The 22657-nt window shown below is 66.8% G+C and carries 22 protein-coding genes; 6 read left to right on the forward strand and 16 right to left on the reverse strand.

Going from position 1 to position 22657, the window contains the following annotated elements; all coding sequences use genetic code 11:
* Nucleotides 1-95: 95 nt before the first annotated feature.
* From VK533_RS10435 to VK533_RS10450, 4 genes are read right to left on the reverse strand one after another with little or no spacing between them, the layout of a single operon-like run.
* On the reverse strand, nt 96-989 hold the full coding sequence (locus tag VK533_RS10435; protein ID WP_324377159.1) for a glucosamine inositolphosphorylceramide transferase family protein: 894 nt from the start codon (nt 987-989) through the stop codon (nt 96-98).
* A gap of 9 nt (nt 990-998) precedes the next feature.
* Nucleotides 999-3317, reverse strand: coding sequence for a TonB-dependent receptor (locus VK533_RS10440; RefSeq protein ID WP_324377161.1), 2319 nt, complete (start codon nt 3315-3317; stop codon nt 999-1001).
* 13 nt (nt 3318-3330) lie between these two features.
* Nucleotides 3331-4263, reverse strand: a complete 933-nt coding sequence (locus tag VK533_RS10445; protein ID WP_324377163.1) for a FecR family protein — start codon at nt 4261-4263, stop codon at nt 3331-3333.
* Complete coding sequence (locus VK533_RS10450; RefSeq protein ID WP_324377165.1) at nt 4260-4892, reverse strand: RNA polymerase sigma factor; 633 nt, start codon at nt 4890-4892, stop codon at nt 4260-4262. Before VK533_RS10450 ends, VK533_RS10445 begins: the two co-directional genes overlap by 4 nt.
* A 112-nt stretch (nt 4893-5004) precedes the next feature.
* Here VK533_RS10450 and VK533_RS10455 point away from each other — a divergent pair, with 112 nt between their 5' ends.
* Together VK533_RS10455 and VK533_RS10460 are read left to right on the forward strand one after the other, a co-directional pair.
* The gene (locus VK533_RS10455) at nt 5005-6183 is read left to right on the forward strand and encodes a glycosyltransferase (RefSeq protein ID WP_324377167.1); all 1179 of its coding nucleotides are present in this window, start codon (nt 5005-5007) and stop codon (nt 6181-6183) included.
* Nucleotides 6184-6188: 5 nt separating this feature from the next.
* Nucleotides 6189-6728 (forward strand): phosphatase PAP2 family protein, encoded by a 540-nt coding sequence (locus tag VK533_RS10460; RefSeq protein WP_324377169.1) that lies wholly within the window; start codon nt 6189-6191, stop codon nt 6726-6728.
* A 131-nt stretch (nt 6729-6859) separates the two neighbouring features.
* Here the strand turns inward: VK533_RS10460 and VK533_RS10465 are convergent, their stop codons facing one another.
* Entirely contained in the window at nt 6860-7642 is a 783-nt protein-coding gene (locus VK533_RS10465) for a hypothetical protein (protein ID WP_324377171.1), read from the reverse strand.
* A 124-nt stretch (nt 7643-7766) separates the two neighbouring features.
* Here VK533_RS10465 and VK533_RS10470 point away from each other — a divergent pair, with 124 nt between their 5' ends.
* A complete protein-coding gene (locus VK533_RS10470) occupies nt 7767-8864 on the forward strand; it encodes an endonuclease/exonuclease/phosphatase family protein (RefSeq protein WP_324377174.1) in 1098 nt (365 codons plus the stop codon).
* Here the strand turns inward: VK533_RS10470 and VK533_RS10475 are convergent.
* The 8 genes from VK533_RS10475 to VK533_RS10510 all read right to left on the reverse strand — a co-directional run bounded on the left by VK533_RS10475 (nt 8861) and on the right by VK533_RS10510 (nt 15590).
* On the reverse strand, nt 8861-9451 hold the full coding sequence (locus VK533_RS10475; RefSeq protein ID WP_324377176.1) for an isoprenylcysteine carboxylmethyltransferase family protein: 591 nt from the start codon (nt 9449-9451) through the stop codon (nt 8861-8863). The genes VK533_RS10470 and VK533_RS10475 overlap by 4 nt on opposite strands.
* A 76-nt stretch (nt 9452-9527) precedes the next feature.
* Nucleotides 9528-9704, reverse strand: a complete 177-nt coding sequence (locus tag VK533_RS10480; RefSeq protein WP_324377178.1) for a hypothetical protein — start codon at nt 9702-9704, stop codon at nt 9528-9530.
* A 71-nt stretch (nt 9705-9775) separates the two neighbouring features.
* Nucleotides 9776-10324, reverse strand: coding sequence for a phytanoyl-CoA dioxygenase family protein (locus VK533_RS10485; protein WP_324377179.1), 549 nt, complete (start codon nt 10322-10324; stop codon nt 9776-9778).
* 128 nt (nt 10325-10452) lie between these two features.
* On the reverse strand, nt 10453-12285 hold the full coding sequence (gene typA / locus VK533_RS10490) for a translational GTPase TypA (protein WP_324377181.1): 1833 nt from the start codon (nt 12283-12285) through the stop codon (nt 10453-10455).
* Nucleotides 12286-12374: 89 nt separating this feature from the next.
* Nucleotides 12375-12476, reverse strand: coding sequence for a DUF2474 family protein (locus tag VK533_RS10495; RefSeq protein ID WP_324377183.1), 102 nt, complete (start codon nt 12474-12476; stop codon nt 12375-12377).
* Entirely contained in the window at nt 12476-13474 is a 999-nt protein-coding gene (gene cydB / locus VK533_RS10500; RefSeq protein ID WP_324377201.1) for a cytochrome d ubiquinol oxidase subunit II, read from the reverse strand. Before cydB ends, VK533_RS10495 begins: the two co-directional genes overlap by 1 nt.
* On the reverse strand, nt 13467-14870 hold the full coding sequence (locus tag VK533_RS10505; protein ID WP_324377185.1) for a cytochrome ubiquinol oxidase subunit I: 1404 nt from the start codon (nt 14868-14870) through the stop codon (nt 13467-13469). Before VK533_RS10505 ends, cydB begins: the two co-directional genes overlap by 8 nt.
* 153 nt (nt 14871-15023) lie before the next feature.
* Nucleotides 15024-15590: an FxDxF family PEP-CTERM protein gene (locus VK533_RS10510; RefSeq protein WP_324377187.1), complete on the reverse strand. Its 567-nt coding sequence runs from the start codon at nt 15588-15590 to the stop codon at nt 15024-15026.
* A gap of 424 nt (nt 15591-16014) precedes the next feature.
* Here VK533_RS10510 and VK533_RS10515 point away from each other — a divergent pair, with 424 nt between their 5' ends.
* The 3 genes from VK533_RS10515 (at nt 16015) to VK533_RS10525 (ending at nt 19927) form a co-directional block, all read left to right on the forward strand.
* Nucleotides 16015-17229, forward strand: coding sequence for a toxic anion resistance protein (locus VK533_RS10515; RefSeq protein WP_324377189.1), 1215 nt, complete (start codon nt 16015-16017; stop codon nt 17227-17229).
* Nucleotides 17229-17933 carry a hypothetical protein gene (locus VK533_RS10520; protein ID WP_324377191.1) on the forward strand — a complete coding sequence of 235 codons (705 nt, stop codon included), beginning with the start codon at nt 17229-17231 and terminating at the stop codon, nt 17931-17933. Before VK533_RS10515 ends, VK533_RS10520 begins: the two co-directional genes overlap by 1 nt.
* A 248-nt stretch (nt 17934-18181) precedes the next feature.
* Nucleotides 18182-19927, forward strand: a complete 1746-nt coding sequence (locus VK533_RS10525; RefSeq protein ID WP_324377193.1) for a GGDEF domain-containing protein — start codon at nt 18182-18184, stop codon at nt 19925-19927.
* Nucleotides 19928-19982: 55 nt separating this feature from the next.
* On the opposite strand, the gene holA is transcribed toward VK533_RS10525, so the two are convergent.
* The 3 genes from holA to VK533_RS10540 form a co-directional block, all read right to left on the reverse strand.
* Nucleotides 19983-21008, reverse strand: a complete 1026-nt coding sequence (holA, locus tag VK533_RS10530) for a DNA polymerase III subunit delta (protein ID WP_324377195.1) — start codon at nt 21006-21008, stop codon at nt 19983-19985.
* Nucleotides 21005-21499 carry an LPS assembly lipoprotein LptE gene (gene lptE / locus VK533_RS10535; RefSeq protein WP_324377197.1) on the reverse strand — a complete coding sequence of 165 codons (495 nt, stop codon included), beginning with the start codon at nt 21497-21499 and terminating at the stop codon, nt 21005-21007. Before lptE ends, holA begins: the two co-directional genes overlap by 4 nt.
* A partial coding sequence (locus tag VK533_RS10540; protein ID WP_324377199.1) for a class I tRNA ligase family protein occupies nt 21496-22657 on the reverse strand: 1162 nt, incomplete at its 5' end. The genes lptE and VK533_RS10540, both read right to left, overlap by 4 nt.

Consider the following 22657-nt stretch of genomic DNA (forward strand, 5'->3'; position numbering starts at 1 on the left):
TCTCGGCGTGATGGGCGAGGCGTCGCGCAAGCGGGTGCTCGATCTTTTTGGCGGCGAGGCCTTCGCCCGCGCCGGCGCGGGCGCATTGGATCGGATCAGGACGGTGCGCGAAACCCGAGCGCCCGCCCCAGATCGATCAACCAGCCACGACCGGAACGGTCGATCCGCTTCGCATCGATCAACGTAACCGAGCCGCACGCCGAAAGCGTGTGGAACCCTTCGCGATAGGCGGTATCGAGGGGCGGCAGGATCGGCGGACCGAGCTGGGTTTCCACCGCATCCGGACTAAGTCGCGTGAAACGCAGGATGCGCACGGCGCCGCCATAGGTGTCATGACAATCCTGCACCGGCAGACAGAGTGTATCGCCGTCCGGGAACGGCGTGCCGCCGGGCCGCCCGCCTTTCATGTCGCGTCGAATCGGATTCTGCGGATGCGGATGCCACGGCCCGTCCAGCCGCTCCGCCCAGGCGGCATGCAACGCGCCCATGCGCGCCGTGCGATCCGGGCCGCCGCTGTAGAACAGCCACCAGCGCCCTTCATGCCGAAACGGGGTGGCATCGATCGGCACCACGTCCAGCGCGATGCGCCCGGCCGGTTCCCAGCGGTCGAGCGAGCCCGCGTCGCGATAGAGCGTCAACATCCCGGAACGATGCGCCTCGGGCAGCATCCAGGTCTCGCCGTCGGCCTCGAATACATAGGGGTAGGACAGATGCCAGGGTTCGCGCAGCACGGTCGCGCGATCGATCAGGGCAAGGTCGGCATCGAACGTCAGCCGGTCGATCACGCCGTGGCGCGTGCGGTAATCATAGGCCTCGGCGAACAGGTGCAGCCGGCCGTCGCGCCACAGGCCAAACGGATCGGCGAGGAAGCGGAAACCGGGTTGCTCCGGCAGCCAACTGATCGCGCGCGCAACCAGGCCGGTCGCGGCGACGTCGGCGATCGGTGCGCGGACGATGCCGACCCGCCAGATATCGCAACGACGCGGCATCACCCTCTCCTAAAAGCGGACATCGAGACCGAGCCGCAAGGTGCGCGGGCGCGGCGGCACGCGCTGCTGCCCAGCGGCGACGTCGAACGGGTTGCCGAGCGCGAAAAGATTACCCCGACTGTCGAACAGATTGGTCGCATCGAGCGACACGCGCCAGCGGCCATTGTCGAGATGCAGCCCGGCATTGGCGATGAAATAATTGCCCTGGAGCAGGTCGAGCGCGGGGCCGACGCCGAGGCGGCTGTGGCCGACATAGCGCGCGCTCCCCTCCGCCTCGAATTTCCAGCCATCGCGCAGATCGTGCGTGAACGCCGCCCGCCCGCTCGCGCCGAAATGGGCGATATTGGGCAGCTCATATCTGCGCGGGCCGGCAAATTCGGCGGCCGGATCGGTCAGCTGGCTGTCATTGGCGAAGGCGGCGGTGGAAAGCTGCAGCGCGTCGAACGGCCGCCAGCCCAAAGTCGCCTCCGCGCCCCAGATCCGGCCCGATCCGATATTCTGCGTGAAAGGAAGGCCGGCGGCATCGACCAGATCGGCCTGGATATTCTGCCAGCGCGCATGGCTGATCGTGATCGTCGCCTCGATCCTGCGCGCGCCCGTCGGCAGCCATTTCACGCCGGCTTCGGCCGAGGCGAGGTCGTCGCCATGGAAGCGCTGGATCAAGGGCGCGGACTGGACCAAAGTGATCGAGAGGCCGCCCGGCCGGAAACCTTCCTGATAGCGGCCGAATACCATCAGATCGGGCAGCGGCCGCCACGACAGCGAGAGCGACGGCAGGATCGATTTCTCGTCGCGGCGCGGCTCGCCGACATCGGCATCGCGATCGAGCGCCTTGCCGACGAGATGCGCATATTCGAAGCGCGCGCCGACGCTGGCGACCAATCCCGGCGCCAGTTCCAGCCCGCCTTCGCCGAATACCGCGCCTTCGGTCACGCTGTTGGAAACGCCGAGGATGCGGTTGGGCGCGGCGGGCGGTCCCAGCGCCCGCGTCAGCTTTTCCTGATCCTGGATGAAGCCCGCGCCGACCACCCAGCCGCGCCCCTGCGAATCCCGGTGCGACAGCCGCGTCTCGTTCGAGATCAGGCTGATCTTGTTCTCCTGATCGAAGATGCGCGGATCGGCGGCCGCAGGCGCGGTGAAATCGTAGCGCGCATCGACGTCCTGCCGCACGACCGCGCTTGCGGAAACCAGGCTCGTGCCGCCCCAGTCGCGCGCCACCGTCAGGCTGCCCAGCGCATAATCATTGTCGAACGGCTGGGCGACGCGGTTGGAACGCGTCAGCGGCGGCAAGCCGGCCTCCGCATATTGGCCGTCGTCGCTGCTGATATTCTGGACCAGCCCGCCCACTTCGATCCGCCAGTCGCCGGCATTGGCGCGCACGGTCGCGCGCCCGCCGGTCTTGCGGGTGCGATTCACGTTGGAGGCGGCTAGACCGATATTGTCGATATAGCCGCCTTCGATCGCATGAAAGGCGACGAAGCGCGCACCGATCGCGCCGGTGATGGGCAGGTTGACCATGCCCATCACGTCGAAGCCGGGATCGCCATGCGCGGTCAGCGACCGGCCGAACGAGGCCGCGCCTTCGACCTGATCCATCGCCACCGGCTCGGGGACGATGCGGATCACGCCGCCGAGCGCCCCCGCCCCGTACAATGTGCCTTGCGGGCCTTCGATCACTTCGACCGAGCGGACATCGTACAGGCTGATGTCGGGATCCGGCGCGTTATAGTTGAGCCGGACGTCGCCGAGATATTGCCCGACCAGCGCCTGCGACGGGCCGTTGAAGCTGGAATCGGCGATGCCCCGGATGAACAATTTGTTGCGGCCGGAGCCGAGATGCGTCGAACTCAGCGTAGCCAGTCGCTCGACCAAAGCATCGGTTCCATGGGCCTGGTCCGCCAGGCTGAAGGTGGTGCCGTCGACGACCGAGGCGGTGCCCGCGTAACGCGACAGCAGGGTGCCGGTCTTGGCCGCGGTCACGACGATCTCCCCGACCGACGGCGGCACTGCCACGACCGGAGGACGGGGGATCGGGCGCGGCGATGGCGATGCCGGCGCCGCCAGCACGCGCCAGGTCGTCGCATCGATCCGCTCGGCGCGGGCCGGCTGTCCGGCCAGCAGCCGGCGCAGCGCCGCGTCGATCGCATAGCGCCCGTGCAATCCGTGCACCGGCAGCGCCGCGACCGCAGGATCGATCGAGCCGATCGTGACACCCGCCTGCTGCGCCACCCGGATCAGCGCATCGCCGAGGCGCCCGGCGGGAACGTCGAACGCGACGCGCGCCGGTACCGCCGCCGGCGCGGATCCCGCGGCCAGCATCAACACCATGATTGTCAGACGATCAGCGGCCCGCACGCGCCTTCAGATAATAGCCTTGCGGCCTGCTGGCGATGTCGATGTCGAGCACCTTGCCGAGGCGGTCGAAAAACTGGCGGCGATCCGTCCCCGGAACGACGATCACGCCGGTGAAGGCGCGGCCGGCAAGATCGGGGGCAACATCCATCGGCTGGCCCGTGAGCCGGCCGATATCGTCCGCGACCCGCATCAGCGTCGCGCCGCGATAGACCAGATGCCCGGTGCGCCACGTGCCGACCGTGGCCGGATCGACGTCGGCGACTTCGACCAGGCTGCTCGCATCCTTCTTGCGTAGCACGCGCCCCGCGCCCAACCGCACGGCGGCGCCCTCCGGATCGTAGAGGACGGCGCCTTCCGCCACCGACACTTCGCTCGCCCGCGCGCTGCGCACGACATCGAAACGGGTGCCGATATCGACCAGCCGCTGGCCGCCGACATCGACCGTGAAGGGCCGGTTCTCGTCATGCACGACGCTGAACATCGCTTCGCCGCGCTCGAGCCGGGCGGTGCGGCCGTTCGCCCGATCGAACACCAACCGCGATCCGCCGTTGAGCGCAATGCGGGTGCCGTCGGCCAATGCAATCATCCGAAGCTCGCCTGGGCGGGTTTCCGCCACCATCGACGCCGGACCGGCCGAAAAGGGCGTGACCAAAGCCACGAGCGCTGCCGCCGCGGCAACCGCGCCCGCACCACCGCCGATCACCCACTTCATCCGCCGCGGCGCTGCAACGGACGCCGTCACCGGCGACGGTGTGTCGAGTCCGCCCGCCAGATCATGGCCGGCAAAAGCCGCTTCATAAGCAAGATTGTGCGCGGGATCGGCTTCGAGCCAATCGGTCAGTCCGTCCCAGTCGCTGAAGCGCGGGTCGCGCGCCCGCGCCATCCACAAGGCGGCCTGATCGCGGATATCGGCGGTCATGGCGCGCTGCTCCGCGACGGCGGTGCGGTATCGTCTTCCTCGTCCGCGAGTGCCGCGACGACGCGATAGGCGCGCTGGAGATGCTTCTCGACCGCGCTCAGGCTGATCCCCTCGTCCTGCGCGATCCGGCTCTGGGCCACACCCTCGATCCGGAAACGGCGGAAGATCGCCTGCGAACGCTCGCCCAAGGTCGCCAGCGCGCGCTCGACCTGGCGCAGCCGCTGCCGCGCGGCCAGCGTCCGCTCCGCCGACGGCGTTTCGTCCTGGCCGGCGGGATCGTAGCCGGTCTCGCTCCACGCCTGCTCGCGATGCGTGCGGCGCATGCTTGCCCGCACCCGATCATGCATCAGATTGTCGGCCATGCGGAACAGATAAGCGCGCGGATCGGCGATCGGCCCTTCGGCCTCGAGCCGTTCCACCTTGAGCCACAATTCCTGCATGACGTCTTCGGCATCGTCCCCCGCACCGCGTGCGCGCAAAAAGCGCAACAGCGGCCCGCGATGGGCGATGAGCACCGCACTGAGTCCGCTGGCAACCATGAAATGACCCGTGCGCCCGTCCGCTCCCGCGTCATAGCGGGCGCCGGACAGGGCGACAATCTTGAGCGCCGGATTGCGTGTGCGGGTCATGATGCAGGGCAGACGCCACGCTCTGCCCGATTCCGCAGCGGTTCCCCGCCGGATCGTCACAATCAACCGGTAGGTGATGCGGGTTTGCAACGGTGACGCCGTCTTTCCCGCGATGTTGGAAGCTTTGATCAGCGACTTTTCCCTGCGGCCAGAGGATCGGCACGGCGCGGCTCATCCGGCGACGGATCCGGGCGCGGCCCGGCGTATCCTGATCGTGCTGCACGATTTCGCGGGCGGCGGCACCGAACGGGTCGCGATCCGGCTGGCCAACCAATGGGCGCGGATGGGCCGCACGGTTCGTATCTTCTGCGGCTGTCAGGGCGGCCCGCTGCGCCGTCTGGTCGAGCCGGGCATCACGGTCGAAACCGCCGACCCCGGCCTGCCACGCGGCCCGCTGTCGCGCGTCCGCCTGGGCCTGGCGCTCGCCGGCGCAGCCCGCAGGTTCCAACCCGATGCGGTATTCGGACCGGGCAATTTCCACCTGCTGCCGCTCGCCGTCTTCGCATTGCGCAGCCGATCGGGCGCGGCGATCTTCTGCAAGATCAGCAATCCGCTGGATCGCGCGGACCGAACAGGCACGAGCGGCTGGATCCGGCGTCGCGTGCTCAAGGTGCTGACCGCGCGGATCGACGGCCTGGTGGCGATGAGCCCGGCGCTACGGGCCGAGGCGGAAGCGCTGATCGGCCCCGACCGGGTCGCCGCGCGATGGGAGCCGATCTTCGACGCCGGCCCGCGACGGCAGGCGGAAATTGCGCGCGATCCCACCTTGATCGTCGCGGCGGGACGGCTGGAGCCGCAAAAGAATTTCGCGCTAGCGATCGAGGCGATGGCGCATCTCGTGCGATGGACCGACGCGCAGCTCGTCATCCTCGGCGACGGCAGCGAGCGTGCCCAGCTGGGGCGTCAGATCGAACGGCTCGGCCTGCACGAACGGGTACGGCTGATCGGCCATGTCCCGCATATCGAACCCTGGCTGAGCAAGGCGTCCTGCTTCCTGATGACGTCGCGCTACGAGGGCTATCCCGCGTCGCTGGTCGAGGCGCTGGCGAACGGCCTGCCCGCGGTAGTGACCCCCTGCTCGCCGGCATTATCCGAAATCATGCCCCGCGCCGGGCTCGGCGTGGTGGTGACCCCCGATGCCGGGACCATCGCCTGCGCGCTCCAGGGTATGATGCGCCAGCCCCGCCGGCAGTCGATCGACCCCCTGCTGCTCGCCCGCCACGACGAGGCGCGCGCGGCGGCATCCTATCTCGATTTGATGGACCGGGGGGCGGTTTTGCCCAAGGGTTGATCGCTATGCGTCCTTTGCTCCTTTCCGCATTTCTCGTCACGGCCGCCGGCTGCGGCACCGCCGCACAGGCCGGCACGCACAGTTGGGGCCAGGCCAGCAATATCGGACGCGACGTGCTGTTCGCCGCCGCGCTCGGCGTGCCGGCGGTGCAGCAGGACTGGGCGGGCGATCTGCAGGCCGGCGGCAGCCTGCTGCTGGCGGGCGGCGCGGCCTATGGGCTCAAGGAGGTCTTTCCGGAGGAGCGGCCCGATCATAGCGACCGCAAGAGCTTTCCGTCCGGCCACAGCGCTGAATCCTTCGCCGCCGCCGCATCGCTGGAAAACCGCTATGGCTGGCAGGCGGGCCTGCCCGCTTTCGCGGCGGCGACCTTCGTCGCGGTGGCGCGGGTCGAGGCACGCAAGCATCATTGGTATGATTGCGTCGCGGGCGCGGCGATCGGCACCGGCAGCGGTTTCCTGCTCACCAGCAAGCGCGACGATCATGTGAAACTGGTGCCGTGGGGCGATGCCGGCGGTGGCGGGCTCGCGCTGGTCGCGCGTTTTTAGATTCCGTTTCAGTTTTACTGAAACGGGGGCGGCACCGGCCCGCGCCCCCACCCTGCCTCCCAACAGGTTATTCTATGGGAGGCCGGGTGGGGGTGCGGGCCGGTGCCGCTTCGGCGCAGCTGAAAACGACACTAAAATGGCGCAACAAACCGGATCAGCGCGCGGCGATCGCGCTCGGGCGTGGGCTCGATCATCATCCGCCGGTCGTGATCGGCGGTGCCGTCGCGCAGTTCCAGACCGATCCGGCCGAACGGCGTCGTGCGTTGCCCCAGCCGCCAGTCGAGCGCGAGGCGTAGGCCCTCCCCGGCCGGCGGCATGCCCGCGGTGCGCTCGACCGCGTGGTCGAGCGGGGAGAGATTGCTGGTGGTGACGCGGTACCAGCCCCCGTCCAGTTCCAGGCGGCGGTCATGGAGCAAAGCCGCGCCCAGATAGAGACTGTTGACCCGGATCGACTGGCCCCGGCTGATCCCCGCCAGCGCGGGCAGACGCTGCTTTGCGGCCCCAATATGGAGTGTCAGCAAATCGTCGCTATCCATAGCTATAGCGTAGCGGAGATCCGAGGCGAGGAAGCCGGAAATATGTTTTTCCGACCGCAAGTCCCGCAAACCGATCGATCGGGCGCGGATCACCATGCCGGAAAAACCAGGCCCGTCGGCGGCCCCGAAGCGCTTGACGCGGCCACGCCAGATTTCGCCCGGCAGCGCCGCCACGAACGGCGAGACGCGGCCGCCACCTTCGACCGTTCGGATCATCGTCGATGGACCGAAACGGGCCAGCAACCGGCCCGCATAGACATGCCGGGACGATGCGGATGGCGGCGGATGGAACACGACATCCACCGCGGGCACATCCGCCTGCGCCGGCGTGACGGCGATCCCCAATATCAACATCGTCGCAATGCCAAAGTTACGCATGACACCACCCCCTGTCCGAAAAGACGGTGCGGTGCGGTGGCTTCCGCATCCCGAACCGTAACGGTCGGTACGTGCGGCTTTTGCCAGTCAACGGAGTCTTCCCCATGACAGTAGGAGTATTGTGATGAACCCTGTCCGGAGCAGTGTGATTATTGGCGCTTTATTGTTCGGCCTGTCAGCTCAACCGGGCTTCGCCCAGACCCCGGCCGAACTATCCGTTCTCACCTATAATATCGAAGGCCTGCCCTGGCCCGCGCGGTCCGATCGGGCGGAAGACCTCTCCAAGATCGCCGATCAGCTGCAATCCCTGCGCGCGGAGGGCAACCAGCCGCACGTCGTGCTGTTCGAGGAGGCCTTTTCGGCCGATGCCAGGGCGGTCGCGGTCAAGGCGGGCTATCGCTATATCGTCGACGGGCCCGCCGCTTCGGACGCGGGTGCGCCGACGACATCGGCCGCCGACCGCGCCTTCATGGCCGCCGCGCGTTTCCTGTCGGGTGAGAAATGGGGCAAATGGCGCGGCAGCGGCCTGCGGATCGCATCGGATTATCCGATCCTCGACGTGAAGCGCATGGCCTACCGGACCTGCGCGGGCATGGACTGCCTCGCCAACAAGGGCCTGGTGCTGGTCACGATCGCGGTGCCCGGCGCGCCGCAGCCGGTCGCGATCGTCGCAACCCACCTCAATTCGCGCAGGGCATCGCGTGTGTCGGCCGAACGCGCTTTCTACGCCTATCAGCGCCAGGTCGATGCGCTGTCCGACTTCGTCCGCGCCAATATCGCACCGGGCATGCCGTTCATCGTCGCGGGCGATTTCAATGCCCAGCAGGAGCGCCGCGCCTATCTGCTCCAACGCGCGGCCGGATGGCGCGCCGACGCGCCGGTCCGCGCGGCGCTCGACACCTGCCTCGAGGCGGTGGAGCAATGCCGGGCGGACAATCGCGACGACCTCGCCTTCAGCCGGCGCCGGGGCCGCGACTGGCAATTATTCGCCTCAGGCAAATCCGAACACTTGAGGCTCAAATCGATGGCGGCCTTGTTCGGCCATGATGCCGACGGGCGCATGCTGTCCGACCATGTCGGCTATGCGGCGACCTATGCGCTCGACAACGGTCCGTCGGCGTCCGCCGCCGAGAGCGCGGACGCGTCGGCGGGAGAAAGGCAGCCGGTCGCGCTGGCGGTGCGCGATCAATTTGCCGCCCGCCAGGGCGGCGCACCGCGCTAGATGATGCCGGGGATGAAGCGCTTCACCCGCGCCGCATAGGCATCATAGACGGGGCCGAACTGGGCCCGGAGCAGCTTTTCCTCTTCGAGGATGCGCAGCGTCGTGCCGATCCAGTAGAGCGGGATGCCGAGGATCAGACCGCGATAATGGCCGAACGCCATCGCCATCGCCAGCAGCCAGGCGAACAGCGCGCTGTAGATCGGGTGGCGCACGTACGCGAACGGCCCCCAGGTGACGAGTTCATGGTCGGACCGCGTCCGCGCGACCAGGCTCCAGTTACGGCCGAGCGCGCGTTTCGAAGCGGTGAACACGCCGCAGGTGAAGGCGATCAGCAGAACGACCACGCCAACCTGCTCGATCGCGGCGCGCGACGCGGGCGCGAGCGACATGTCGATCAGCCCCGCGCCAACCGCGACAAAGGCCAGCATCTGAATGACGATGCCGACGATCGACCGGGGGGACCGGCGGCTGCCGCTTTCGCCCGCCTCGCGCTTGCCGGCGAAGACCAGCAGCAACAGGAACAGGCCGAGCCCCGCGAACAGGATGGCCGGCCCGACCGGGCTGACGGGCGTCGGATGAATGATCATTGCAATGCCCCTCCCCGGACCGCCGCATCAAAGCGCCGTTCCGGGGGCGGGTCAATCACGCGTCAGGACGCAGGTGTCAGGAGGAGGCCTTGTCGCCGGCGGCCTTGGGCGTGAACTTGCCGGCGAGATCCTTGGCCGTTGTCAGCACCTTGTCGCGCCGTTCCTTCTTGCTCAGAAAGAACGCCGCCAACCCGCCCAGCACCAGCCAGCCAAACTTGGTCAGGCCTTTCTTCTGGTTCGCCGCATCCGCCATCATGAATCTCCTTCGAGACACATAACCAGCGACGCGGCGCGCCCGTTCCTCGGCTGGCCGTGTCGTCGGCCTCAGACGCCGAGAAAGTCCAATCCGCCCGGCAATGGTGCCGCGGCATAGTCAACCTGCAGCACGCGTCGACGGCGCGGCGCCGCCGCAGCGGCCGAGGCATGGAGAATGAGCGTGCGATAGCGCCAGATGTCGCCCCGGTCGGCGAGACACGCCACGATGTCCGATCCGGCGACGACCTCGTCCAGATCGCGCTCGGCGACCATGCCGGCGCGATGGCTGCCCCGCGCGACGAGCAAGGGCGCGTTGGTCGACGATACCGGATCGAGATGGATGCGGAGCGTGACCATTCCCTCCAGCACATCCACCGGCGGCGCGACGTGCAGCAGTCCGCTCTTCACCGTCCAGGGGCCGAAGCGTGGAATCTCCTTCCGCTCCCGCGCGACGATTGTGCGATCCTGATGCCAGCCGAGCGACCAATTGGCCGCCTCGGTCTTGTCGAACAGGATCGCGCGGACCGGAAAACAGCCCTGCCCCAACGCATGCGCGGCGACCGCGCCGACCGGTCCGTCGGCGTTCAGAAGGCGCGCCAGATCGGCGCGGCCCTGCAATCTGGTTCCCGCGCGATCAGCCGGCAGATCGGCCAGCGCCGCTTCGATGTCACCCAGCGCCGGCGCGTCGAGCGCGCCGCGAAACAGCTGCGCGCCGTCGGCGTCCAGCGTCAGGCCGTCGAGCGCGCTCAGGCGGCCTGCTTGGCCCGGCTGGCGCGCTTGCGCTCGTGCGGATCGAGGTAGCGCTTGCGCAGCCGGATATTCTTCGGCGTGACCTCGACCAGCTCGTCATCGTCGATATAGGCGATCGCCTGCTCCAGCGTCAGGCGGCGCGGCGGCGTCAGCCGGATCGCATCGTCCTTGCCGCCCGAAGCGCGGAAGTTGGTGAGCTGCTTGGCCTTCATCGGATTGACTTCGAGATCGTCATTCTTGGCGTTCTCGCCGATGATCATGCCCTCGTAGAGCTGCTCGCCCGGGGCGACCATCATCACGCCGCGCTCCTCGAGCGGGCCGAGCGCATAGGCATTGGCCTCGCCCGAGCCGTTCGAGATCAGCACGCCGTTCTTCCGGCCTTCGATATTGCCCCTGTAGGGGCCGTATTTCTCGAACAGCCGGTTCATGATGCCGGTGCCGCGCGTGTCCGACAGGAACTCGCCATGATAGCCGATCAGGCCGCGCGAGGGGGCCGAGAAGGTGATGCGGGTCTTGCCGCCGCCCGACGGGCGCAGGTCGGTCATCTCGCCCTTGCGGCTGGCCATCTTCTCGACGACCGTGCCCGAATAATCCTCATCAACGTCGATCACGACCGTCTCATACGGCTCTTCGCGGCCATTCTCGCCATCGCGGAACAGCACGCGCGGACGGCTGATGCCGAGTTCGAAGCCCTCGCGGCGCATCGTCTCGATCAGCACGCCGAGCTGGAGCTCGCCGCGGCCGGCGACTTCATAGCTGTCCTTGTCGTCGGACTCGGTCACCTTGATCGCGACGTTGCTCTCGGCTTCGCGCAGCAGGCGGTCGCGGATCATGCGCGACGTCACCTTGGTGCCCTCGCGGCCCGCCATCGGCGAATCGTTGACCGCGAAGCGCATCGACAGGGTCGGCGGATCGATCGGTTGCGCGTGCAGCGGCTCGGTCACGCTCGGATCGGCGATCGTGTTGGCGACGGTCGCGGTGGTGAGGCCGGCGATCGAAATGATGTCGCCCGCCTGCGCTTCGTCGACCGGCACGCGCTCGAGCCCGCGGAACGCCATGATCTTCGATGCACGCCCGGTCTCGACGACCTTGCCGTCATTGTCGAGCGCGTGGATCGGCATGTTGGTCTTGACCGAGCCCGAGAAGATCATCCCGGTCAGGATGCGGCCGAGGAAATTGTCGCGGTCGAGCAAGGTCACGAGGAACTTGAACGGACCATCGGGATCGGCGCTGGGCGGCGGCACGTGCGCGACGATCTGTTCGAACATCGGTGCAAGCGTGCCTTCGCGCGCGTCGGGATCGGTGCTGGCATAGCCGTTGCGGCCGGAGGCGAAGAGCACCGGGAAATCGAGCTGTTCGTCGGTCGCCTCAAGGCTGACGAACAGGTCGAACACCTCGTCCAACACTTCCTGGGTGCGCGCGTCGGAACGGTCGATCTTGTTGACCACCACGATCGGACGCAGGCCCAAAGCGAGCGCCTTGCCGGTCACGAACTTGGTCTGCGGCATCGCGCCTTCGGATGAATCGACCAGCAGGATCACGCCGTCGACCATCGACAGGATGCGCTCCACCTCACCGCCGAAATCGGCGTGACCGGGCGTGTCGACGATGTTGATGCGGGTGTCGCCATCCTTGCCGTGCCACTCGACCGAGGTGCACTTGGCGAGGATCGTGATGCCGCGCTCTTTTTCGAGATCGTTCGAATCCATCGCGCGCTCTTCGATGCGCTGATTGTCGCGGAAAGTGCCCGATTGGCGGAAGAGCTGGTCGACCAGGGTGGTCTTGCCATGATCGACGTGCGCGATGATGGCCACGTTGCGGAGGCGCATGGTGGTCTTTCGGTTCGTGTTTTCGAATTAGTGCGCGCCCTTAACCGAAATGCGGCGCTGCAACAAGGCCGCGGCGGCGAAACGAGCGGTTATTGCCTGATCGCGAACCTGATGATCAGCGAGACGCCGGCCAGCGCGGCAACGCTGATTGCCCATAACCCCGCGAACCAACCGAGCCGCCGCGGCCACATCAATGATAGCCCTCGTCACCGACCTTGCCGCGGAAGACCCAATAGGCCCAGCCGGTATAAGCGAGGATGATCGGCACCATGATGCACGCGCCGATCAGCATGAAGACCTGGCTCTGATGCGGTGCGGCCGCCTGCCAGATAGTGACACGGCCGGGAATGACGTCCGGCCAGATCGAGATGGCGAGCCCGAGCATCGACAGGCCGAACAGAGCCAGCGTCAGCAGAAAGGGCAGCCGCTCGCGGCCTCGGCCGATGCTCCACAGCAAGGCGATCGCGACGAACGCGACCAGCAAGGGAATTTGCGCGGCGGCGAGCACGCCCGGCCATTCGAACCAGCGCTGATAATATTTGCCCTCGAGAAACGGCGTGTAGGCCGAGACGGCGGCGATCGCGGCGACCAGAGCCAGGACGAGCGGGCGCGCGTAACGGCGCGCATCGTCATGCACCGCCCCTTCGGTCTTCCACAAAAGGAAACAGGCGCCGAGCAGCGCATAGCCGATCGCCAGGCTGATTCCGGTCAGCAGGCTGAACGGCGTCAGCCAATCCCACCAGCCGCCGGCATAGGCCCGGCCCTGGACGTGAATACCCTGCAGCAGCGCGCCGAGCGTGACGCCCTGCGCCAAGGCGGCGACGATCGAACCGACGCTGAACGCGGCGTCCCACAGGGGCCGGTGGGCCGGATCACGCCAGCGGAATTCGAACGCCACGCCGCGAAAGACCAATCCGAGCAGCATCGCGATCAAAGGCGCGTAGAGCGCGGGCAGGATGATCGCATAAGCGAGCGGGAAGGCCGCCATCAGCCCGCCGCCGCCGAGCACCAGCCAGGTCTCGTTGCCGTCCCATAGAGGTGCGATCGCGTTCATCGCCGCGTCGCGGTCCTTGCCGACCGCGAAGCGCGTGAAGAGGATGCCGATACCGAGATCGAACCCGTCCATCACCACATACATCGCCACCGCAAAGGCGATGATGAACGCCCAGATGATCGTCAGATCAAGCATCGCCGCCATCCCCCCGCATCGCGGGTGTGATGCCGGCGGTGCGGATCGGCGCGCGCGTCGGATCGCTTTCGCCCGTCGCGGGCGGCTTGGCCATCAGCCGCAAGATGTACCAGGTGCCCGCCGAGAAAGCGGCGAAATAGACGATTACGAAGGCGGCGAGCGAGGCGCCCACCGCCGGCGCGCCGATCGGCGAGACCGAATCCGCGGTGCGCAACACGCCATAGATCGTCCACGGCTGGCGTCCGGTCTCGGTCGTCACCCAGCCCGCGATCACCGCGATGAAGCCGGCAGGCCCCATCGCCAGCGCGCCGCGATGCAGCCAGCGCCAATCGTAGAGCCGGCCGCGGACGCGCGCGACCAGGCTGAAAAGCCCCAGCGTAACCATCAGCAGGCCAAGGCCGACCATGATCCGGAACGACCAGAAGGGGATCGGCACCGGCGCCCATTGATCGCGCGGGAAATCCTTGAGGCCCTGCAGCGGGGCGTTGGGGTCATGCTTGAGGATCAGCGAGCCGAGCTTCGGAATCGCGATCTCGTAATGGACCCGGGCATCCTTGTTACTCGGCAGGCCGAACAGGATGAGCGGGGCGCCGTGCGGACTGGGTTCGTAATCGCCCTCCATTGCCAGCACCTTGGCCGGCTGATGCTCGAGCGTGTTGAGGCCGTGCGCGTCGCCCGCCAGCACCTGGATCGGTGCCACGATCGCCGCCATCCACATCGCCATCGAGAACATCGTGCGGACCTGCTGCGTCTTCTGCCCGCGCAGCAGATGCCACGCCCCAACCCCGCCGACGCAGAAGGCGGTCGTCAGATAGGCGGCAAGCACGGTGTGAACGAGGCGATAGGGAAAGCTCGGGTTGAAGATGATCGTCAGCCATGATCCGGCCGGCACGAACTGGCCCGCCGCATTGACCGCGAAGCCCTGCGGCGTCTGCATCCAGCTGTTCGCCGACAATATCCAGAAGGCCGAGATGAAGGTGCCGATCGCGACCATCAAGGTGGCGGTGAAGTGTAGGCCGGGCCCGACCTTGTTCGTCCCGAACAACATCACGCCGAGAAAGCCCGCCTCGAGGAAGAAGGCGGTCAGCACCTCATAGGCCATGAGCGGGCCGATCACGCCGCCGGCCTTGTCGGAGAAGACGGACCAGTTGGTGCCGAACTGGTAGGACATGACGATGCCGGACACGACGCCCATCGCGAAGGTGACGGCGAAGATCTTCACCCAATACCGGAACAGGTCGAGATAATGCTGCTTGCCTGTAGCCAGCCACAGGCCCTCGAGCACAGCGAGGAAACTCGCCAGTCCGATCGTGAAGGCAGGGAACAGGAAATGGAAACTGACGGTGAACGCGAATTGGGCGCGGGCAAGGATCAATGCGGTGTGGGCAGTATCCATGCGTGGCCATTACGCCTGCGCAACGCTGTTTTGAACGTCTAAAGCATGCGGCCTCGGATGTTTCCGCTGCAATCGCGACTTTTGGGTCTCCGAAACCGAAAAGAAACGGGCCGGGAGGTCACCCTCCCGGCCCGCAAGTTAAAATCCGGCGGTTCAGATCGTATAGGCCACGCGCGTCGACCGGCGTTGGCGCAGGCTCGCGCCGACCAGGCCGAAAGCACCGACGAACATCGCCCAGGTCGCCGGCTCGGGGACGTCCGTCGTGGTGACGCTGGGCGTGAAGTTGATCGGCCCGGCATAGGACGCGCCGTTGCCGAGGCTGGCAGTCTGCACCGTATAGTTCACGACCAGGCTGTGCGTGCCAGCCGCAAGCAGGATGCTCGCCAGGTTCACCGACTCCAGGTCGCCGGCGATCGGCAGATCGAACGGCGTACCGCCGTCGATGCTGACGCCGTCGATCGAATTGCCGAAGTCGAGGTTGCTGACGACGTCGCCGGCGGGGTTGGTCTGAAGCTGGGTGGTCAGCGAGCCCGAGAAGGTGCCCGCCTGGTCCAGCGTAAACACATAAGTATCCTGATATTCGCCCGGCGCGGTGCGTGATTGCCCCACGATCGAGGTCCCGTTGGTAAAGCTGATATTGTAGGTGTTGAAATCGACCGCGAATGCGGGCGCAGCGGAAAGCACAGCGGCACCGGCCGCTGCCAAAGCAAGCAACTTCATGACTTTTACTCCTACCCTGACAAGGAACAAGCCAAGCCAACGTTACACTCGTTGCGGTCCGCTGCGCGGCCGACCGCTTCCGAGAGTTAACCAAGATCAACTTGCCGCAGCGCAGAACAAGCCCGAATGATTTGAGTTGCAGGGTTTTTGAGACGGGCGGCGAAAAAATTGCACTAGTTTCAGATGGTTACACACTCGAAACGAGTGGAACCTTATCCGCCGTTTCGATGCAAGTCCTCGAAATCAATCGACAATGCTGCAAATGCGTAAGAAAAGTGACAAGCATCGGTGCGAAACCGCCGCACGGGCGCGATATCGTTGCGCCCCACATGATTCGCGCGGTGCGGCCGGTTAGATTGCCGTATCACTTGAATAATACAGTGATTGCCCCCTATCTTGGGGCTCCAAGGGGTGGAGACGGATTTTGGCCACGACCGCGACCGAGACGAAGACCGACGAACTCGTGCTGACGCCGCCCGCGCCGGTGCAGGCGATCACGCCTGCCACGGCAGCGGGGCTGGTGCCGCTCGACGACAAAACCAAGAGCGAGCTGGACAAGCGCGTCAGCGTCTTCGTCGACGAACTGGCGGCGCTCGATTCCAACTCGCCTGAGTTCGGCAAGCGCGTCGATACGATCTCCAGCCTGGGGCAGAAGGAGATACGCGATGCCGCCGGCCAGTCGAACCGCTTCCTCGACCGCCCGGTGCGCGCGATGGACAGCGACAGCGGCGTCGGCAGCGACCTGGCCGAGCTGCGCCGCACGATCCAGGATCTCGATCCCGCCAAGAAGGGCAATCTGCTCGCGCCGCGCAAATTGTTCGGCATCATCCCGTTCGGCAACAAGCTGCGCAATTATTTCGACAGCTATAAAAGCTCGCAGAACCACATTTCGGCGATTCTGGTCAGCCTCAAGAACGGCAAGGACGAATTGCTCAAGGACAATGCCGCGATCGATACCGAACGGCAGAATCTGTGGGCGGCGATGGGCCGGCTCGAACAGATGATCCACACCGCGCAGACCGCCGATACCGCGCTGGAAGACAAGGCCAACGAGCTCGACACGGGCGATCCGGCCAAGGCCAAGGCGATCCGCGAGACCGCGCTCTTCTACGTCCGCCAGCGTCACCAGGATTTGCTGACGCAGATGGCGGTGACGGTGCAGGGCTATCTCGCGCTCGATCTGGTCAAGAAGAACAATGTCGAGCTGATGAAGGGCGTCGATCGCGCCTCGACCACCACCGTCGCGGCGTTGCGCACGGCGGTCACGGTCGCGCAGGCGCTGGTCGGCCAGAAGCTGGTGCTGGAGCAGATCACCCAGCTCAACACCACCACCGCCAACATCATCGATTCGACCGGTGAGATGCTGCGCAACCAGACCGCGCAGATCCACGAACAGGCCGCGAGCGCGACGATCCCGATCGAGACGCTCAAGCGCGCCTTCCAGAACATCTACGACACGATGGACGCGGTCGACAATTTCAAGCTGCAGGCGCTCGATTCGATGAAGACCACGGTCACCAGCCTGTCGAGCGAGGTCGAGAAGTCGCGCGGCTATATCGCGCGTGCCGAAGGCGCCGCGCAGGCCCGGCTGAGCGCCAGCGGCGGCACCCCGGCCGAAGATCCGTTCAAGGCGATCTGATGCCCGATCCCAATCGCGTCGTGGCCGATGCCGAGGCGCTGCTCCAGCGCGTCTCGCCCGAAGGCCGTCGGCTCGCCCAGCGCGAGCGCCAGCGGCGCAATCGCGCGCGGATGAAGGCGCTCGGCCGCGCGTTCGGTGCGACCGTGCTGATCATGCTCGCGGCGATCGCGGTCGGCTGGGTCATTCCGATCGGGCAGTTCGGCTTCCTTATTGCGTTGATCGCCATATTGGCCGCGTGGGTCGTGATCTTCGCGATGAGCCACGAGCCGACCGAAACCGTGCAGAGCCTGGCCGCGAGCGACATCACGATGCTGCCGCAGAAGACCGAAGCCTGGCTCCAGCGACAGCGGGCCGCGCTGCCCGCGCCCGCACAGCGGCTGGCGGACGGGATCGGCCTCAAGCTCGAGGCACTCGCCCTCCAGCTCGCCAGCCTCGATCCGCGCGAGCCTGCGGCGGCCGAGGTACGCAAATTGCTGAGCATCGAACTGCCCGAACTGATCGAAGGCTATGCGCGCGTGCCACTCAACCTGCGCCAGGACGCAAGCAACGGCCCCGCACCCGACAAGCAACTGGTCGAGGCGCTGAACGTGGTCGACAGCGAACTCGCGCGGATGAGCGCAGATCTCGCCAGCGGCGACCTGAACAAGCTCGCCACCCAGGGCCGCTATCTCCAGCTCAAATATAAGGATGAGGGCGGGGTTTGACCGGGCGCCCCGCCTGGACCTTGATCGATCCAGGCTGCGCCTGGGTCGCGAATCCAGGTCCCAACCCTTAATAGAGCCCGACCCACGTCATCAGCGGAAGCGCCCAGCGCTTCCACCAATAACGATCAGGCTCTAGCTTTTCGTTTACCCTCAGTGATCTACAGCAGATCGGCGCTTGACGCGCGGGACTCGCCCGACGAGACGCCGACATTGCCGCGCCGCGCGCGGCATCTGGAAAGTTCGAGCCGTTGATCGCTTTCGTTCGTAGCTGGCTCGGGCGGCTTTTGGCCGCCCTGGTCCTGGCCGGGCTACCGCTGGCAGCGGGGGCGACGCCGCTCCGTATCGATCAGCCGCTCTGCCATGCGGTGACGGCCGGCGAACCGCCCGCCACCGACGCGGCCTATAGCTGTACCGGCACGCCGGCGGCCTACCAGCAGGCCACGCTCTGGCTGCACGCCGACCTTTCGCAGCTGGATGCCGCGCGCCACGATCCGGTGCTGCTGATCCACCAGAGCCGCTTCGATCGCCTGATCGTGCTGTTCCATTATGCCGACGGCGTCACCGACCGCCAGCAGATCGCGCGCGGCGATTATGGCGCCTCTTGGCGCATCGGCGGCCAGATCGCGTTCGAGGCGCCGCATCGCGACGCCGCGCTGACCGGCGTGTCGATGGGCTTCGAGCATCTCGCCAGCCAGGCCTTGCTGCGCATCCGCATCCTGCCGCGCGCCGCCGCCAACCACGATCTGGCGATGGCGGCGGTACTTGCGGGCGGATCGATCACGCTGTTGCTGATCGGCGGCATCTACAATCTGTCGCTCGCGATCGCGGTCCGGCGTCAATTCCTCGCCTGGCATGGCCTGTGGGCGCTGTGCATGGTGCTGTGGGGCCTGTTGTGGTCGCAGATCACGCTGATTGCGCTGCCGGGCCTGGCGGGCACGACCGCCTCGCAGACCATGAGCTTGCTCGCCTGCCTCGCCGTAACCACGGCGACGGTGAGCGTAGTCACCGCGCTGAAACCGACCCTGCCGCGCTGGACATGGCGCGGCGTGATCGCCCTGGGCGTAGTCATCGGGCTGATCGGCATCCCGGCATCCCTGGTCACGGATGGGGCGGTCGACGTTTATAACGCGGTGCTCGGCGTTCTCGTTCTCGCCGATCTGGCGGCGGTCAGCCTGTGCATCGGCTGGAGTTGGCGGCGCGGCAGCGGCGAGGCGCGCGATCTCGCCAGATCCTGGGTGGTGCCGATGGCGGTGCTCGCCTTGACCCAATTGTTCGATTTCAACAGCCGGATGTTCGGTGGCGGGCCGCAGATCATGGTCCTGTCCGCATCCGCGTTGCAGACCGTCTGGCTGTCGATCACGACGACCTTGCGCCTGTCGCAGATGCGGATCGAGCTCGATCAGGCGCGCGCCGCCGAATCGGCTTTGGCCGAACTCGCCAATCGCGATCCGCTGACCGGCCTGCTCAACCGGCGCGGGTTCGTCGATTGCCTGCACCAGACCTTCGTCGACGGGAACGAGGCGCCGCTCGCCTTGCTGCTGATGGACGTCGACCTGTTCAAGAGCGTCAACGATCAGTTCGGCCATGAGGCCGGCGATGCCGTGCTGTGCCGCATCGCCGATTGCTTCCGCCGGTTCGAACGCGAATTGTGCATCGGTGGCCGGATGGGTGGCGAGGAATTCGTGCTGGCGGTGAGCGGGCTCAGCAGCTTCGCGCTCCACCAGTTCGCCGAGCGCGTGCGCGAGACGATCGGCCAGTGCGATCATGGCGAAGTCAGCCAGCATCGTGCCGTGACGGTCAGCATCGGCGTCGCCGAAGGATCGACGCGCACCTCCTTCCAGAAGCTCTATGGCGCCGCCGATCGGGCGCTCTACGACGCCAAGCGCGCGGGCCGGAACCGGGTGGTATTCCATGCAGGCACATTCGACCTGCAATTGCGCGAGGAGCTGGAGCGCGACCAGTTCAGCTTCCGCTGGCCCAGGCGAAAGGCCTAGATTTTGATTTGCCGCGATTTCCGAGTCGCCGTGTGTTCCACCCGGCTAGAAATCGCTACCGCCGCCGCGCCGCGAATCGGCTGATCGCCAGCACTTCCTCTTCGACCAGCGCGCTGCCGATATGGCCCGGCGCCTTCACCTGGCGTTCGGCCTCGGCCAGCCGCGTGATCGCGGTGACGAGCGCGTCCGGCGTCCAGCGCTGGAGCTCGGCGCGGATCACATCCTTTTCCTTCCAGAAGATCGCCTTGCCCGCGGTCTCCATCACCCGGTCGATGCTCTCGCCCTCGGCCATCTGCGCGCGCAGCTGTGCCAGCTGCAGCGCGCGCCGGGCAAGCGCACGCAATACGGGTATGTCCTCGATCCCTTCGTTGGCCAGCCGTGCCAGCTCCGCATCCGCCTGCCCCGGCTGGCCCGAAAAGACGGCATTGGCGAGCTTGGAGAGATCGCCCTCCTCCATCGCCGCGCCGAGCGCGTCGAGCGTCTCCTGCTCGAGCGACCTGGGCCGCTCGGGCGCGGCATCGAGATAGAGCGCCATCTTCTCCAGCTCGCGGCTGATCAGCGCGCGGTCGCCATTGCATGCGCTGGCGATGCGCGCGGCGACGTCGTTGCGCACCTGCAGGCCAAGCTCGCGGCCGACCTCGACCACCAGGGCCGCCGCGTTGCGGCCCTCGGGTACGTAGCTCAGCTGCGACAAGGCCGCCCCGCTCGCCTGGACCAGCTTGACCAGCTTCGAATCCTTGCGCAGCGCGCCGCCGATCGCCGCGACCGGATTGCCCGCCGCGGGCGCCTCCAGCAGCGCCTGCACTGCCTCGATCGCATCGTCGGTGGCGGGTTCGAGCCGGATCCAGCGCTTGCCGCCGAACAGGCTGATCGAGGCGGCCTCGTCGGCCAGCCGCGCGGGATCGGCCTTCAGCCCCGCCGAGGTCAGATCGATCCGCTCCGCATCCGCACCCATCGCCGCGCCGAGCCGTTCGGCGAGCGCGCGCGATCCGGCCTCGTCCGGGCCGTAGAGCAGGTAGAAACGGATATCGGGATCGGCGCTGTCGAGCGCTTTACGAAGCCGTGCTTCTTCGGGCTTCATTTCGCCGGCGGATGCTGCCGCGCATAGAGCGCGACGCGCGACACGATCTGGTCCGCGACCTCGCCCGCGAGATTTTCGAGCGCGGTCTGCTCGGCCGCGATCACCGCATATTCGGACGTCACCACGTCGATGCCCGCATCCGATCCGGCGGTCGCATCGAGCAGGACCGTCTGGTTGGAGGCGTCGATCAACTTGAAGCGCGCGCGCAGCGTCCGCCGCTCGCGCGTAACGGTGTTGTTCGATCGGATGCCGAAGCCGGTAATCTGATCGTCGAGCTCGACATCGAGATGGTAGCGCGCCGTGCCATGGCCATCGGCGCCGAGCCGGTCGACCAGCGCATTGCGCACCAGCCAGCCATGCTGCCCCCCGATCGGCCCGACGTCGATATCGCTGAGCGTGCGCGCGACGGGCCCGTGGCTGCCGCCGGCATACATCGGCTGCAGGCCGCAGCCGCCGAGCAACAAAAAGCCGAGGAGCGCGAACTGCTTCATGCGACGATGTTGACCAGCCGGTCGGGGACCACAATCACTTTCTTGGGCGCGCCGCCTGCAAGGAAGGCCTGCACCTTGGGCGAGCCGACCGCGAGCGCCTCGAGCGCCGCCTTGTCGAGGCCCTTGGCGACGGTGATCGTGTCGCGCAACTTGCCGTTGACCTGGACCGCGACCGTCACCTCGTCTTCGACCAGCATCGCCGGATCGACATCGGGCCAGGGCGCATCCGCCACGAGCCCCTCGCCGCCGACGCGGACCCACGCTTCCTCCGCCAGATGCGGCATCATCGGCGCCGCCAGACGGATCAGGGTCCGGGAAGCCTCGTCGCGTGCTGCGGACGGCTTGGCCTTCTCGACCGCGCCAACCAGTTCGTAGAGCTTGGCGACCGCCTTGTTGAACGACAAAGCCTCAACATCCTCGGCGACGCCGGCGATGGTCTGATGGGTCTTGCGCGTCAGCACCGCGTCTTCGCCTACGCCGCCCTGGACGGTTGTCGCGCGCCACAGGCGCTGGACGAAGCGCGCGCAACCTTCGATGCCGGACACGCTCCACGGCAAATCGCGCTCTGGCGGGCTGTCGGACAGCATGAACCAGCGCACCGCGTCCGCGCCGTAATGATCGAGGATCGGCGCCGGATCGACCGTGTTCTTCTTCGATTTCGACATCTTCTCGACGCGGCCGATTCTGATCGCGGGACCGCCATCCTTGAGGAAGGCGCCGCCTTCGCGCCGGTCGATCTCGTCGGGCGCGAAATAGACCGGCCGGCCGGCCGTCTCGTCGTCGATATAATAGGTTTCGTGCGTCACCATGCCCTGCGTGAACAGACCGGTGAACGGCTCGGCGACGTCGAGCCGGCCGATATGCTTGAGCGCGCGCGTCCAGAAGCGCGCGTAGAGCAGGTGCAGGATCGCATGCTCGACCCCGCCAATATACTGGCCGACCGGCAGCCATTGCTCGGCGACCTTGCGGTCGAACGGCTGGTCCTTGGGCTGGCTGGCGAAGCGGATGAAATACCAGCTTGAATCCACGAACGTGTCGAGCGTGTCGGTCTCGCGCACCGCCTTGCCGCCGCAGCCTGGGCAATCGACATGCTTCCAGCTCGGGTGCCGGTCGAGCGGGTTGCCCGGAATATCGAAGGCGACGTCCTGCGGCAGCACC

This window comes from Sphingomonas sp. (assembly GCF_035317925.1).
Taxonomy (GTDB): Bacteria; Pseudomonadota; Alphaproteobacteria; order Sphingomonadales; family Sphingomonadaceae; genus Sphingomonas_I.

Excerpts from the sequence above, each read along its gene's own strand:
- VK533_RS10450 (WP_324377165.1), bottom strand. The coding sequence starts at position 4,892 with ATGACCCGCACACGCAATCCGGCGCTCAAGATTGTCGCCCTGTCCGGC.
- VK533_RS10495 (WP_324377183.1), bottom strand. The coding sequence starts at position 12,476 with ATGTGGCCGCGGCGGCTCGGTTGGTTCGCGGGGTTATGGGCAATCAGC.
- holA (WP_324377195.1), bottom strand. The coding sequence starts at position 21,008 with ATGAAGCCCGAAGAAGCACGGCTTCGTAAAGCGCTCGACAGCGCCGAT.
- VK533_RS10505 (WP_324377185.1), bottom strand. The coding sequence starts at position 14,870 with ATGGATACTGCCCACACCGCATTGATCCTTGCCCGCGCCCAATTCGCG.
- VK533_RS10480 (WP_324377178.1), bottom strand. The coding sequence starts at position 9,704 with ATGGCGGATGCGGCGAACCAGAAGAAAGGCCTGACCAAGTTTGGCTGG.
- VK533_RS10445 (WP_324377163.1), bottom strand. The coding sequence starts at position 4,263 with ATGACCGCCGATATCCGCGATCAGGCCGCCTTGTGGATGGCGCGGGCG.
- VK533_RS10455 (WP_324377167.1), top strand. The coding sequence starts at position 5,005 with ATGTTGGAAGCTTTGATCAGCGACTTTTCCCTGCGGCCAGAGGATCGG.
- VK533_RS10520 (WP_324377191.1), top strand. The coding sequence starts at position 17,229 with ATGCCCGATCCCAATCGCGTCGTGGCCGATGCCGAGGCGCTGCTCCAG.
- VK533_RS10440 (WP_324377161.1), bottom strand. The coding sequence starts at position 3,317 with ATGGTGTTGATGCTGGCCGCGGGATCCGCGCCGGCGGCGGTACCGGCG.
- VK533_RS10435 (WP_324377159.1), bottom strand. The coding sequence starts at position 989 with ATGCCGCGTCGTTGCGATATCTGGCGGGTCGGCATCGTCCGCGCACCG.
- VK533_RS10510 (WP_324377187.1), bottom strand. The coding sequence starts at position 15,590 with ATGAAGTTGCTTGCTTTGGCAGCGGCCGGTGCCGCTGTGCTTTCCGCT.
- VK533_RS10460 (WP_324377169.1), top strand. The coding sequence starts at position 6,189 with ATGCGTCCTTTGCTCCTTTCCGCATTTCTCGTCACGGCCGCCGGCTGC.
- VK533_RS10470 (WP_324377174.1), top strand. The coding sequence starts at position 7,767 with ATGAACCCTGTCCGGAGCAGTGTGATTATTGGCGCTTTATTGTTCGGC.
- VK533_RS10465 (WP_324377171.1), bottom strand. The coding sequence starts at position 7,642 with ATGCGTAACTTTGGCATTGCGACGATGTTGATATTGGGGATCGCCGTC.
- cydB (WP_324377201.1), bottom strand. The coding sequence starts at position 13,474 with ATGCTTGATCTGACGATCATCTGGGCGTTCATCATCGCCTTTGCGGTG.
- typA (WP_324377181.1), bottom strand. The coding sequence starts at position 12,285 with ATGCGCCTCCGCAACGTGGCCATCATCGCGCACGTCGATCATGGCAAG.
- lptE (WP_324377197.1), bottom strand. The coding sequence starts at position 21,499 with ATGAAGCAGTTCGCGCTCCTCGGCTTTTTGTTGCTCGGCGGCTGCGGC.
- VK533_RS10475 (WP_324377176.1), bottom strand. The coding sequence starts at position 9,451 with ATGATCATTCATCCGACGCCCGTCAGCCCGGTCGGGCCGGCCATCCTG.